We start from the raw sequence: 13,142 nt of genomic DNA, 5'->3' as shown, positions 1-13,142 counted from the left end.
TCTTCGCGAGCAGGCTCGCTCCCACCTTTGAAATGCATTCCCCTGTGGGAGCGAGCCTGCTCGCGAAAGCCGCGACTCGGTTTCAGCTTAGAGCTTGGCCGCTGGACGCCCCGGCTTCTTGGTCTGCAACAAGTGCGAGAACACCGCATGCAGATCATCCGACGCGCCTTCCTCGTCGAGGTTGAGCTTGCTGTCGATGTGATCCATGTGATGCATCATCAGGTTCACCGCCAGTTCACCGTCGCGCTTTTCAATGGCGTCGATCAACTGCGTGTGTTCATCGTACGAGCAGTGCGAGCGGTTGCCGCTTTCATACTGGGCGATGATCAGCGAGGTCTGCGAAACCAGGCTGCGCTGGAAGCTGATCAACGGTGCGTTCATCGCCGCTTCCGCCAGTTTCAGGTGGAATTCGCCTGACAGACGAATACCGGCACCGCGATCGCCGCGCGAGAAGCTGTCGCGCTCATCGTTGACCATCTGCCGCAATTCGGCGATCTGCTCGGCCGTGGCGTGCTGCACGGCCAATTCAGTGATCGCACGCTCGACCAGACGGCGGGCGAGGAACACCTGTCGCGCCTCTTCAACGCTCGGGCTGGCGACGACGGCGCCACGATTCGGCCGCAACAGCACCACGCCTTCATGGGCCAGACGCGACAGCGCGCGGCGAATGATGGTGCGGCTGACCCCGAAGATTTCCCCCAGCGCCTCTTCGCTCAACTTGGTACCGGGCGCCAGACGCTGTTCGAGGATGGCCTCGAAGATATGCGCGTAGACAATATCGTCCTGGGTTCCGCTGCGGCCGGCTTTGCCTGCTCGCGGTTGTTTCTTGAGGGGTTGCAACTGTTCGTTCATGGGCACTCGAGTCGGGAAAACTGCGGCGAATAGACCGTGACTGTAATACGGCACAGTAGGTCGCTGGCAAGTATCGCGTAAAAAACAGCGCGATTGTACACAATGAATGGTGGCAACACGACTGTACGGCTGTTTGCGCCTGCGGCTGTATTGCAACGGTTTGTCAGGTTTGAGTTTAGGCTTGATCGCAGAATCCGCTGCATGACCGCAATCCCCCGTGGGAGCGAGCCTGCTCGCGAAAGCCATTTCACATTCACTATGAATGTTGACTGACATAGCGCTTTCGCGAGCAGGCTCGCTCCCACAGAGGTTCTGTGTTGTGGCGGACATCTCCATTGCTATAAGGAACACCGCCGTCATGACCGACGCCACCCACGCCCGCCTGCGCCCTCTGGCCGACACTTCGCCTTCCGCCATCGTCGCCGGTTTCATCGCGATGATGACCGGTTACACCAGTTCGCTGGTGCTGATGTTCCAGGCCGGGCAAGCGGCCGGCCTGAGCAGCGGGCAGATTTCCTCGTGGATCTGGGCGATTTCGATCGGCATGGCGGTGTGTTCGATTGGCCTGTCGCTGCGCTATCGCACACCGATCACCATCGCCTGGTCGACCCCCGGCGCGGCGTTGCTGATCACCAGCCTGGGCGGCGTCAGTTACGGCGAGGCGATCGGCGCCTACATCACGTGCGCGGTGCTGGTGACGATCTGCGGCCTGACCGGCAGCTTCGAACGGCTGGTAAAAAAGATCCCGGCCTCTTTGGCGGCGGCCTTGCTGGCAGGGATTCTGTTCAAGATCGGCAGCGAAATCTTCGTCGCCGCGCAACACCGTACCGGGCTGGTGCTGGGGATGTTCTTCACTTATCTGCTGGTCAAGCGCCTGTCGCCGCGCTATGCGGTGCTCGCGGCGCTGCTGATCGGCACCGCGCTGTCGGGCTTCATGGGGCTGCTGGATTTCAACGGCTTTCATCTGGAAGTGGCCACCCCGGTCTGGACCACGCCGCACTTCTCCCTGGCCGCAACCATCAGCATCGGCATTCCGCTGTTCGTGGTGGCGATGACCTCGCAGAACATGCCCGGCATCGCCGTGCTGCGTGCCGATGGCTATAACGTCCCGGCCTCGCCACTGATCACCACCACCGGCATTGCCTCCCTGTTGCTGGCGCCGTTCGGCTCACACGGTATTAACCTCGCGGCGATCAGCGCGGCGATCTGCACCGGTCCGCATGCTCATGAAGATCGCAACAAGCGTTACACCGCAGCGGTGTGGTGCGGGGTGTTCTACGGGATTGCCGGGGTGTTCGGTGCCACGTTGGCGGCGTTGTTTGCCGCGTTGCCGAAAGAACTGGTGCTGTCGATTGCGGCGCTGGCGCTGTTCGGCTCGATCATCAATGGCTTGAGCATTGCCATGAGCGAGGTGAAAGAACGGGAAGCGGCGTTGATCACCTTCATGGTCACGGCGTCCGGGCTGACGCTGTTTTCCATTGGTTCGGCGTTTTGGGGGATCGTGGCGGGGGTTTTGACGCTGGTGATTTTGAATTGGCGCAGAGCTTAAGATCAAAAGCCCCTCACCCTAACCCTCTCCCAAAGGGAGAGGGGACTGACCAAGGTGCTCGGAAGATATACGCCGACGAGGGATATCAAGTCGAACTCACATCCCGAAAAGCCCACAGATCGGCTCCCTCTCCCTCGGGAGAGGGCTGGGGTGAGGGGCGAGTCCACCATCAAATCCAAGCCGTATCACCTAAACACCAGACGAAAAAAAACGGCGACCCTCAGGTCGCCGTTTTTTCAGTATCACTTAGCCGCGTTGATCGGCTTTTCCGGATACCACACATCCAGCAGCGGGCTGACTTCGTACTTGGTCAGCTCGGAGCGGTTTTTCAGCCAGGCTTCAACGGCAGCGCGCTGCTCTTCGTTGACCGAGCCACGCTTCTGCAGGCACACCAGACCGAAGTCGTCGCCGCCAACATAACCCAGACCGTTGGCTTCCATGGCTTCTTTGATGAATGCTTCGAGGAAAGCGTCAATGGCTTCTTCGGACAAGTCTTCTTTGAAGTCCAGGTTCAGTTCGAAACCCAGCTCTTGAAATTCATCTACGCACAGTTTTTTGCGCAGACGCTGGGAACGGTTAGTCGCCATTGGAACAATCCTCTTAAGTAATAACGGCCGGCACTTTACCAGTTTAAGCCGGCGATTGCCCGACTCTCTGGTCGCTGCGGCCGACCGCCTGTAAAAAAATAAGCGATTGGCCGGTCGCGACACGGCACAAGCTGTTACAGCTTGGGGCATAATGCCGACACTTTCATGACCACTGAGGGCCTTTTCATCCATGTCCTCGTCTTTTTTCCCCTCTTTTGCAGGGTTTTATTGCATATGATCAAATCGTTGCGTCCACTGTTTCTCGCCGGCCTTCTTCTGCCTCTGGCCCTGCCTGTCTCCGCTGCCACCATCAACACTTCCCTCACCCCGAACGTCGAAAAAGCCCTCAAAGCCAGCAAGCTGCAGCCCACTGCGCTGTCCCTGGTGATGGTGCCGCTCGACGGTCCGGGCACGCCGACCGTGTTCAACGCCGACGTCTCGGTCAATCCGGCCTCGACGATGAAACTGGTCACCACCTACGCGGCGCTGGAAATGCTCGGGCCCAACCATCAGTGGAAAACCGAGTTCTACACCGATGGCACCCTGAGCGGCGGCATTCTCAACGGCAACCTCTACCTCAAGGGCGGCGGTGACCCGAAGCTGAACATGGAAAAACTCTGGCTGTTGATGCGCGACCTGCGCGCCAACGGCGTCACGCAGATTACCGGCGACCTGATCCTCGACCGCAACTTCTTCGTGCAGCCGCAATTGCCGGAATTCAACGATGACGGCAACGACGACAACAAGCCGTTCCTGGTCAAGCCCGACTCGCTGCTGGTCAACCTCAAGGCCCTGCGCTTTGTTGCGCGCAATGACGGTGGCCGCGTGTTGATTTCCGTGGAGCCGCCGATCGCGAACATCCGCATCGAAAACACCGTCAAAGCCCTGCCGTCCAAGCAATGCACCGGCGGCGTGCGCTACAACCCGGTGCCGCAGGCCGATGGCAGCGTGACCGTGACCGTTGGCGGCCAGTTGGGCGAAGGCTGCAGCTCGCAGACTTATCTGTCGCTGCTCGACCACGCGACCTACACCGCCGGCGCCGTGCGGGCGATCTGGAAGGAACTGGGTGGCAGCATTCAGGGCAAGGATCGTCTGGCGCCGACGCCGAGCAGCGCCAAACTGCTTGCCCGTGCGTACTCGCCGGATCTGGCCGAGATCATCCGCGACATCAACAAATACAGTAACAACACCATGGCCCAGCAGCTGTTCCTCAGCCTTGGCCAGCGTTTCCGCAACGATGCCGACGGTGACGACGCCCGGGCTGCGCAGCGCGTGGTGCGTCAGTGGCTGGCGAAGAAAGGCATCACCGCGCCGCATCTGGTGATGGAGAATGGTTCTGGTCTGTCGCGGGCCGAGCGGGTCAGTGCACGTGAGATGGCCAACATGCTGCAGGCCGCCTGGCACAGCCCGTACGCCGCCGAATACATCAGCTCGCTGCCGATTGCCGGCACCGACGGCACCATGCGCAAACGCCTGAAAACCACGGCGATGCGCGGCGAAGCCCACGTCAAGACCGGCACCCTGAACACCGTGCGCGCGATCGCCGGTTTCAGTCGCGATGTGAACGGCAATACCTGGGCGGTGGTAGCGATCCTCAACGACAAGGCCCCGTTCGGCGCCTCGTCGGTGCTCGATCAGGTGCTGCTGGATCTGTACAAACAGCCGAAACTGCCGCAGACCGCTTCGGTGCTGTAAGCGCAGCAGGTGCAATTGTGGGAGCGAGCCTCCTCGCGAAGGCGTCGGTTCAGTAAGCATGTTCAGTGACTGTCACACCGCTTTCGCGAGCAGGCTCGCTCCCACAGAAAATCAGCGCCAGGTCCCCTCTGCCCCACAGGGTCAGGTGTCAGGTTCGAATCAGCTCATCTCCCGCTCAACCCGATCCCGGCCATTCTGCTTCGCTGCATAAACCCCTGAGTCAGCGCGCAGCAACAGCGCATCCGCGCCCTCCCCCGGGCGCCAACTGGCGATGCCGAAACTGGCGGTGACTACGCCGACCACGTCCACCGGCGCGCCGCGCAAACCTTCCCACAATTCCCTCGCCAGCATGTAGGCGTGTTCGCCGTCGATGTCCGGGCACAGCACCATGAACTCTTCGCCGCCCAGACGGCAGAACACGTCGGTGCGGCGCAAGCGATGGCCGATCCGCTCGCAAACTGCTTGCAGCACGCGGTCGCCGACGGCGTGGCCGAACTGATCGTTGATGCGTTTGAAGTGGTCGATGTCGAGCATGATCACCGACAACTCACCGCCGCCACGCTCAACCCGGGCCATTTCGGTGGTCAGGCGTTCCTGGAAATAGCGGCGATTGTGAATGCCGGTCAGCGAATCGGTGATCGACAACGCGCGCAATTCTTCTTCCACGCGCTTGAGGTCAGAAATATCCGAGATGTAACCGTGCCACAGCACCCCGCCGCCCGGCAGCTCTTCCGGTGTCGCCTCGCCGCGCACCCAGCGCAGGCCGCGTTCAGGCAGTTGCACGCGGTATTCCTCGCGCCACGGGCTGAGATTTTCCGCCGATTCGCGGATGGATGAGCGCACGCGAATCGCGTCCTGCGGGTGAATGCGACTGAAAATCGCCTCGGAGTCGAGCAGCAGCACATCCGGCTCCAGCTCGTAGATTTCGCGGATGCCATCGCTGGCGTAGATCACGCTGAAGCGTCCGTCGAATTCCATTTTGAATTGGTAAATGCCGCCCGGAACATGGGCGCTGAGCTTCTTCAGCAACGTGTCGCGTGCTGCCAGCACTTCGTGCACGCGTTTGCGCTCGGTGATGTCGATGCAGATCGCCAGATGACCGACCCACAGGCCTTGCTCGTCAAGCACCGGCGTGGCGAGCATGTTCACCGGCAGATGACTGCCATCGCTGCGCACCAGGGTCCATTCGCGTGCTTCATGACCGCCGACTTCGCCGCCCTCGACCAGCATCGCGTGGCAAGTCGGGATGCTTTTGCCGTAGCGCGCGCTCAGCTCCGCCGAACGCGCCGCCAGCTCTCGGGGTAAATGCAGGTTCTCCAGGGTCATGCGCCCGACCACTTCGGCGCTGCTGTAGCCGAGCATCTGTTCAGCGCCGGGGTTGAAGGTGTTGATCACGCCGCGCAAGTCGGTGGCGATGATCGCGACCTGGGTGGCGGCATTCAGCACGCCGCGCAACTGACCGTGGGTGCCGCGCAGTTCCTGCTCGCGCTCGTGCAATTCCTGGGTGCGCACCTCGACCAGACGCACCGCGCGCTGACGCTGGCTGACCAGCACGTACAACAAGGCGCTGAGCAATGCGCTGAGCAAGCCGCCAAGAATGATCACGCTGCCTACCGACGAATGGTTGGCCTGCATGAACGCTTCGCTCGGCAGGATATCGACCTGATAGTCGTGGTCGGCCATGCGCAGCAAGCGCGTCGCCGCCAGATCGCCGGGCACCGCCTCGTTGCTCGATTCGAACAGCGCCTCGTGCTGATCCTGGGTCGACAGGTCGAGAATGCGCACCGACAGGTAATCGTGCAGGGCATCGGGCAAACCATCGGCGAGCAACTGGCGCATGCTGATCACCGCCATCACATAGCCGAACGGCTGCGATTCTCCGGCGCGACTGACCGGCGCCAGTAGCAACACCCCACGCGCGTAGGACGGCTCAATCCCGACAAGATGCATCGGTTGCGACACCGCCATGCTGCCGAGCTGGTCGGCGCGTTGCAGGGTTTCGCGGCGCAAGGGTTGGGCGAGCAAGTCATAACCCAGTGGTGGCGCCAATCGGCTTTGGGTCTGGGTGTACAGCACCGGCACATATGCGTCGCGCGCTGCCGCCAGTTGCAGCTCGCCATTGGCGTCGAGCTCGCGAATGGTGAAGTTGCTCAGGCCTTCGTCACGCCCCTGCTGTTCGAACGCGGCGCGTTCGGCACCACTGACTCTCGGGGCATAGGTATAGGCTTGGGTGCGCAGCAATAAAGGGCGGGAGTAGCCGTCGAATTCGGCGCGGGACACCGATTCGGAGTTGGCGAAGAACCGGCGCAGACCATCGAGACGTTGCTCCTGGTCCTGAAAACGTTCGGCGATACGGCTGTAGCGTTCGTTGGCCAGCAGTTGAAAGCGCTGACGCGATTGTTGCTGAAACTGGTTGAAGGTGCCCCACGCGAGCAGCCCGGTGAGAATCCCGCCGGCAAGCAACACCAGCAAAGCGACCAGCCAGGCTGAGACGTCTTCACTGATGAAACCGAGGATTTTCGGGCGCACGGGGTGCAACGGCATAAGCACGACTCACTCCGCCAGATTCACGGGAAAACCCCATTGGCGGTGTGTGAGTTATAGCTATTAGCCACTAATTTAGCCAGCACCGCTGGATCCACCGAGCCGTTAAAAATCAAGGCTCTGTGGATCCAACCAGTGAAAGCGTCAACGAGCCGTGATTTTCCAGGCGCGGTGGATCTTGGTATTGCGGGCGAAATCCGGATCAATGGTCTGCGCACTGATTTCCTCGACCTCATAACGCTCGGCGAGGTTTTCCTCCAACTGGAACTTGCGGAAGTTGTTGGAGAAATACAGCACGCCACCCGGTGCCAGCCGCGCCATCGCCAAGTCGATCAACTGCACCTGATCGCGCTGTACGTCGAAGATGCCTTCCATGCGCTTGGAGTTGGAGAACGTCGGCGGGTCGATGAAGATCAGGTCGTATTCGTCACGGCTGCTTTCCAGCCACGCCATCACATCACCCTGCTCCAGACGATTCTTGTCCGAGAAGCCGTTCAGCGACAGGTTGCGTCGCGCCCAGTCCAGATAGGTTTTCGACAGGTCGACGCTGGTGGTGCTGCGCGCGCCGCCCTTGGCCGCGTGCACGCTGGCGGTCGCGGTGTAGCAAAACAGATTGAGGAAGCGTTTGCCGGCCGCCTCTTTCTGAATGCGCATGCGCATCGGCCGGTGATCGAGGAACAGGCCGGTGTCGAGGTAATCGGTGAGGTTGACCAGCAACTTCACGCCACCTTCATTGACCTCGACGAACTTGCCCTGGGCCGCCTGACGCTCGTACTGCTTGGTGCCGCTCTGCCGCTCGCGGCGCTTGACCACCACGCGGTTCTTGTCGACGTTCAACGCCTGCGGTATGGCCGCCAGCGCATCGAACATGCGCGCCGAGGCTTTTTCCGGGTCGATGGATTTCGGCGCGGCGTATTCCTGAACGTGCACCCAGTCGTGGTACAGGTCGATGGCCATTGCGTATTCGGGCATGTCGGCATCATAGACGCGGTAGCAATCGATGCCTTCGCGCTTGACCCACTTGCCCATCGCCTTGAGATTTTTCTGCAAGCGATTGGCAAACATCTGCCCGCCTTCGCTCAGGCGCGGCTGTTCGATCACTGGCGCCGGGGCTGGCGTCGGCTTGATCGGGTTGCCGTTCTTGTTGAACTTGCGCTCTTGCGGCTCGTCCGGGGTCTGATCGTAAGCCGCTTGCTCGCGCTCGGCCTGACGCTGTTCCGGGGTGCGACGTTCGCCAGTGACGAACTGATCCGGCAGAACCTTGATCAGCAGCAGTTTGCACGGCAGCGCGCCGTTCCAGAACGAATACTGCTTATGGCTGCGGATACCCATGCGCTTGCCTAGATCCGGGGCGCCGGTGAACACCGCCGCTTCCCAGTTCAGGCAGGCCTGACGCAGACGCTCGCCCAGATTCTGGTAGAGATACAGCAGGCTGGCTTCGTCACCGAGACGCTCGCCGTACGGCGGGTTGCAGATGACCAGACCTTTCTGGTTCTGATCCGGGCGCGGCTCGAAGGTCGCCACTTCGCCCTGGTAAATCTTGATCCACTCGCTGAGGCCGGCGCGCTCAACGTTATTGCGGCCTGGCTGAATCAGTCGTGGATCGGCTTCGTAACCGCGAATCCACAGCGGCGGTTTGGCCAGACCGGCGGCGGCACGCTCGACGGCTTCTTCGTGGAGTTTTTTCCACAGTGCCGGCACGTGACCGAGCCACGCGGTAAAGCCCCACTGCTCGCGACGCAGGTTCGGCGCCATGTCGGCGGCGATCATCCCCGCTTCGATGAGAAACGTACCGACACCGCACATCGGGTCAGCCAGCGCGCCGCCCTCGGCAGCAATACGCGGCCAACCGGAACGAATGAGGATTGCCGCCGCGAGGTTTTCCTTCAGCGGCGCGGCGCCCTGCTGCAAGCGATAGCCGCGCTGGTGCAGGCTGTGGCCGGAGAGGTCGAGGGAGAGAATCGCTTCGCCGCGATCCAGACGCAGGTGAATGCGCAGGTCCGGGTTGAGCTTGTCGATGGATGGACGATCACCCTGTGGCGTGCGCAGTTTGTCGACGATGGCATCTTTGACTTTCAGCGCGCCGAAGTGGGTGTTGTCGATGCCCGAGCCGTGGCCGCTGAATTCGACGGCCAGGGTGCCGTCGCTGAGCATGTGATCCTGCCAGTCGATGTCGAGCACGCCGTGGTAGAGGTCTTCGGCGTCCTTCATCGGGAAACGCTTGAGCACCAGCAACACACGGTTGGCCAGACGCGACCAGAGGCACAGGCGATAAGCGGTTTCCATGGTCGCCATGCCACGCACGGCGGAGGTGTGCTCGCGCGCTTCTTCAAGGCCAAGCCCGACGGCTTCCTCGATGAGCAGGCCTTCAAGGCCTTTGGGGCAAGTGAGGAAGAGTTCGAAACGATCGGACATGGTAATTCCAGAGCCTTTGGCTAGTGGGCCGGCAACGCATTGCCGACCCGGTTTTCAATCAGGCGCTTTTCTGAAAGAGCGCCCGCGTGGCACGAAGGTGTGCCGTTCCATCCCCGCTGCTCGGGTTAAAAGAGCTTAGATGCCGGGACAGATAAAAAAGTTGGTGAAACAAAAAGACTGAAAGCGACCCTTCGTCGAATATTACCCAAGCGCAAACGTGGGTCATTCTCACTAAAGGATTAACCCCCTGAGTCAGCGGGGCGCCGATCATACCGGGGTTTGCGCAATGAACGTTGAATAAATACGCGGTTACTTATTGCCATAGCATCCTTTACGTTACGTGCTTATGACAAAACGATCATTCCCTCGGTGTGACTCATTGGTTAGAACTGAACACAGGTTGACGTCGCAACGGCGTCAACACCTTGGCTCGCCACGCCGGCAGCGAGCCGCACGATGGCAGGTTTTTTCTGCCAGACCTCAATTGAGGTCAACGCGACACTACAGTCAACAAGTGAGGGAAACACCCTATGAGAAGACTTAAGCGTGATCCGTTGGAAAGAGCATTTTTGCGCGGATATCAATATGGCGTTGGTGGCAAATCCCGTGAGCTTTGCCCATTTACTCTACCGTCGGTACGTCAAGCCTGGATCAACGGCTGGCGAGAAGGACGCGGCGACAACTGGGACGGTATGACCGGCACTGCGGGAATCCACAGACTCAACGAACTTCACGCCGTCGGCTGACACAGGGCATTTATTCCGACACGACAATCTGAATTTGCATTGAATTAACCACGCACGTCCCTCCCGGACGGCGGGCTACGGCCCAGGGGCTCCTTCGAGGAGCCCTTTTTTATGCCTGCAAAAAGGGTTAACCGGGATCCACGTGGCGAGGGGATTTATCCCCGCTCGGCTGCGCAGCAGTCGCGAAGTCCGAATTTCAATTTACCTGGCGTATCAATGTGCAAGGCTTTGGGGCTGCTGAGCAGCCCAGCGGGGATAAATCCCCTCGCCACAAAGGCTCCGACAAGTCCTCGGCAATCCTCAGCGCAACGCGGCGATGGCGTCTACCGATTCACGAATCAGCGCCGGGCCTTTGTAGATGAAGCCCGAATAGATCTGCACCAGGCTTGCACCGGCCGTGATCTTCTCCGCCGCGTGTTTGCCCTCGGTAATCCCGCCCGCAGCAATGATCGGCAAACGCCCGGCCAATTCGCCCGCCAGCACCTTCACGGTATGGGTGCTCTTTTCACGCACCGGCGCACCCGACAGACCGCCCGCCTCGTCACCATGCTCCATGCCTTCGACGCCGACACGGCTCAGAGTCGTATTGGTGGCGATCACCGCATCCATGCCGGTTTCGATCAACGCCTGGGCGACCTGCGCAGTTTCTTCGTCGGTCATGTCCGGCGCGATCTTGATCGCCAGCGGCACATGCTTGCCGTGACGCAGAGCCAGTTCGGCGCGGCGCGTGGCCAGGTCCGCGAGCAATTGTTTGAGCGAGTCGCCGAACTGCAGGCTGCGCAGGCCCGGGGTGTTTGGCGAGCTGACGTTGACGGTGACGTAGCTGGCGTGGGCGTAAACCTTGTCCAGGCAGATCAGGTAATCATCCACCGCGCGCTCGACCGGGGTATCGAAGTTCTTGCCGATGTTGATGCCCAGCACGCCTGTGTATTTCGCCGCAGCGACCCGCGCCAGCAGGTTATCCACGCCGAGGTTGTTGAAGCCCATGCGATTGATGATCGCCTCGGCTTCCGGCAGGCGGAAGATGCGTGGTTTCGGGTTGCCCGGCTGCGGACGCGGGGTCACGGTGCCGATCTCGACAAAACCGAAACCCAGTTGCGCAAAGCCGTCGATGGCCGCGCCGTTCTTGTCCAGACCTGCCGCCAGCCCTACCGGGTTCGGGAACTCCAGGCCCATGACGGTCACCGGCATTTTCGCCGGTGCCTTGCACAGCAAGCCGTTGAGGCCCAAACGTCCACCCGCGCCGATCAGATCCAGCGACAGATCGTGGGAGGTTTCCGGGGAAAGTTTGAACAACAGCTGACGGGCCAGGGTGTACATGGGCGGCAATGACTCGGGCGGCGAAAAGAGGCGGCGATTATAGCCGGGCATCGTCCCCCGGCGCGAGGCGCCTGCGCGAATCAGGCGACTGGCATATGCCTTGCACCACCCCGCTCATCAGTCTGCCGACCAATGACGGCGCGCAGGCCAGGACAATGGCGTCGTCCCCGGGTTTTGCCTGCGCAGAATCCGGGACGACGTTTTTTTTGAGGTAGCGTATGAACGAAACGTCCTTGGGGCCTCTGGCCTGGCTCAATGGCAGCGATGCGCCGGAAAAGAGCGCGATCAATCTCGGCTTCATGGCGCTGAGCGACTGCGCCTCCGTGGTGGTCGCCGCCACTCAGGGCTTCGCCCAGCCCTACGGCCTGACGCTGAACCTCAAGCGTCAGGCGTCATGGGCCAACCTGCGCGACAAACTGGTCAGCGGCGAACTGGACGCCGCGCACAGTCTGTACGGGCTGATTTATGCGGTGCACCTGGGCATCGGCGGCGTCGCCCCGACCGACATGGCAGTGCTGATGGGCCTGAACCAGAATGGCCAGAGCCTGAACCTGTCCCATGGTTTGCAACAGGCTGGCGTGAACAGTCCTGAAGCGCTCGATCGGCATGTGCACCAAAGCCGCGCAAAACTGACCTTCGCCCAGACCTTCCCCACCGGCACCCATGCGATGTGGCTTTATTACTGGCTGGCGAGCCAGGGCATTCATCCGTTGCAGGACGTCGACAGCGTGGTGGTGCCGCCGCCGCAAATGGTTGCGCACCTGCAAGCCGGGCGCATCGACGGCTTTTGCGTCGGCGAACCGTGGGCGGCCAGCGCCGTGCAGCAGAATCTCGGTTTCACCCTGGCGACCAGCCAGAGCATCTGGCCCGACCACCCGGAAAAAGTCCTCGGCTGCACCCGCGAATTTGTCGAGCAATACCCCAACACCGCGCGGGCGCTGGTCATGGCCATTCTTGAGGCCAGCCGCTTCATCGAAGAAAGCCCGGAAAACCGCCGCAGTACCGCGCAATTGCTCAGCGCCACCGAATACCTCGACACCCCCGCCGCGTGCATCGAGCCGCGTTTTATGGGCGACTACGCCGATGGCCTCGGTAATCGCTGGCAGGATCCGCATGCGCTGCGTTTTCATGGCGATGGCGAGGTCAATCTGCCCTACCTGTCCGACGGCATGTGGTTCATGACCCAGTTTCGTCGCTGGGGTCTGTTGCGCGAGGATCCGGATTATCTGGCCGTCGCCCGTCAGGTTCAGCGTCTGGATCTGTACCGCGAGGCAGCGAGCGCGGTCGGCGTTGCGACTTCGCACGCAGACCTGCGCAGCAGCCAGTTGCTCGACGGCAAGGTCTGGGACGGCAGCGACCCGGCGGGCTATGCGCGCAGTTTCAAACTGCATGCTCTGAGCGACACCGCCGCCCTTCTCGCCCAGCGCTGACAGG

Annotated in this window: 9 protein-coding genes; 4 read left to right on the top strand and 5 right to left on the bottom strand. The window is 61.2% G+C overall.

Annotation, left to right across the window (positions count from 1 at the left end):
* Positions 1–87: 87 nt before the first annotated feature.
* The gene (locus tag J2Y39_RS04210) at positions 88–852 is read right to left on the bottom strand and encodes a GntR family transcriptional regulator (RefSeq protein ID WP_007918375.1); all 765 of its coding nucleotides are present in this window, start codon (positions 850–852) and stop codon (positions 88–90) included.
* A 358-nt stretch (positions 853–1,210) separates the two neighbouring features.
* Here J2Y39_RS04210 and J2Y39_RS04205 point away from each other — a divergent pair, with 358 nt between their 5' ends.
* Entirely contained in the window at positions 1,211–2,401 is a 1,191-nt protein-coding gene (locus tag J2Y39_RS04205) for a benzoate/H(+) symporter BenE family transporter (protein WP_252877769.1), read from the top strand.
* A gap of 242 nt (positions 2,402–2,643) precedes the next feature.
* On the opposite strand, the gene J2Y39_RS04200 is transcribed toward J2Y39_RS04205, so the two are convergent.
* Positions 2,644–2,988 carry a YggL family protein gene (locus J2Y39_RS04200; RefSeq protein WP_016773843.1) on the bottom strand — a complete coding sequence of 115 codons (345 nt, stop codon included), beginning with the start codon at positions 2,986–2,988 and terminating at the stop codon, positions 2,644–2,646.
* 234 nt (positions 2,989–3,222) lie between these two features.
* Here J2Y39_RS04200 and dacB point away from each other — a divergent pair, with 234 nt between their 5' ends.
* Entirely contained in the window at positions 3,223–4,683 is a 1,461-nt protein-coding gene (gene dacB, locus J2Y39_RS04195; RefSeq protein ID WP_041479117.1) for a D-alanyl-D-alanine carboxypeptidase/D-alanyl-D-alanine-endopeptidase, read from the top strand.
* A gap of 159 nt (positions 4,684–4,842) precedes the next feature.
* Here the strand turns inward: dacB and J2Y39_RS04190 are convergent, their stop codons facing one another.
* Positions 4,843–7,227 (bottom strand): diguanylate cyclase, encoded by a 2,385-nt coding sequence (locus J2Y39_RS04190; protein WP_310215284.1) that lies wholly within the window; start codon positions 7,225–7,227, stop codon positions 4,843–4,845.
* A gap of 144 nt (positions 7,228–7,371) precedes the next feature.
* Positions 7,372–9,642 (bottom strand): bifunctional 23S rRNA (guanine(2069)-N(7))-methyltransferase RlmK/23S rRNA (guanine(2445)-N(2))-methyltransferase RlmL, encoded by a 2,271-nt coding sequence (gene rlmKL / locus J2Y39_RS04185; protein ID WP_310215281.1) that lies wholly within the window; start codon positions 9,640–9,642, stop codon positions 7,372–7,374.
* Positions 9,643–10,172: 530 nt separating this feature from the next.
* On the opposite strand from rlmKL, the gene rmf reads away from it, so the two are divergent.
* A complete protein-coding gene (rmf, locus tag J2Y39_RS04180) occupies positions 10,173–10,388 on the top strand; it encodes a ribosome modulation factor (protein WP_003223300.1) in 216 nt (71 codons plus the stop codon).
* 300 nt (positions 10,389–10,688) lie between these two features.
* Here the strand turns inward: rmf and J2Y39_RS04175 are convergent, their stop codons facing one another.
* The gene (locus J2Y39_RS04175) at positions 10,689–11,708 is read right to left on the bottom strand and encodes a quinone-dependent dihydroorotate dehydrogenase (protein ID WP_056784173.1); all 1,020 of its coding nucleotides are present in this window, start codon (positions 11,706–11,708) and stop codon (positions 10,689–10,691) included.
* A 218-nt stretch (positions 11,709–11,926) separates the two neighbouring features.
* Between J2Y39_RS04175 and J2Y39_RS04170 the strand changes: the two genes are divergently transcribed.
* The gene (locus J2Y39_RS04170; protein ID WP_310215277.1) at positions 11,927–13,138 is read left to right on the top strand and encodes a CmpA/NrtA family ABC transporter substrate-binding protein; all 1,212 of its coding nucleotides are present in this window, start codon (positions 11,927–11,929) and stop codon (positions 13,136–13,138) included.
* Positions 13,139–13,142 lie beyond the last annotated feature (4 nt).

This window comes from Pseudomonas sp. 2957 (genome assembly GCF_031456345.1).
GTDB lineage: Bacteria > Pseudomonadota > Gammaproteobacteria > Pseudomonadales > Pseudomonadaceae > Aquipseudomonas > Aquipseudomonas siliginis.
The sequence above is the reverse complement of the archived record's forward strand: the minus strand, read 5'-3'. Positions and strand labels throughout refer to the sequence as shown.

Excerpts from the sequence above, each read along its gene's own strand:
- rlmKL (WP_310215281.1), bottom strand. The coding sequence starts at position 9,642 with ATGTCCGATCGTTTCGAACTCTTCCTCACTTGCCCCAAAGGCCTTGAA.
- dacB (WP_041479117.1), top strand. The coding sequence starts at position 3,223 with ATGATCAAATCGTTGCGTCCACTGTTTCTCGCCGGCCTTCTTCTGCCT.
- J2Y39_RS04170 (WP_310215277.1), top strand. The coding sequence starts at position 11,927 with ATGAACGAAACGTCCTTGGGGCCTCTGGCCTGGCTCAATGGCAGCGAT.
- J2Y39_RS04205 (WP_252877769.1), top strand. The coding sequence starts at position 1,211 with ATGACCGACGCCACCCACGCCCGCCTGCGCCCTCTGGCCGACACTTCG.
- J2Y39_RS04210 (WP_007918375.1), bottom strand. The coding sequence starts at position 852 with ATGAACGAACAGTTGCAACCCCTCAAGAAACAACCGCGAGCAGGCAAA.
- J2Y39_RS04200 (WP_016773843.1), bottom strand. The coding sequence starts at position 2,988 with ATGGCGACTAACCGTTCCCAGCGTCTGCGCAAAAAACTGTGCGTAGAT.
- J2Y39_RS04190 (WP_310215284.1), bottom strand. The coding sequence starts at position 7,227 with ATGCCGTTGCACCCCGTGCGCCCGAAAATCCTCGGTTTCATCAGTGAA.
- rmf (WP_003223300.1), top strand. The coding sequence starts at position 10,173 with ATGAGAAGACTTAAGCGTGATCCGTTGGAAAGAGCATTTTTGCGCGGA.
- J2Y39_RS04175 (WP_056784173.1), bottom strand. The coding sequence starts at position 11,708 with ATGTACACCCTGGCCCGTCAGCTGTTGTTCAAACTTTCCCCGGAAACC.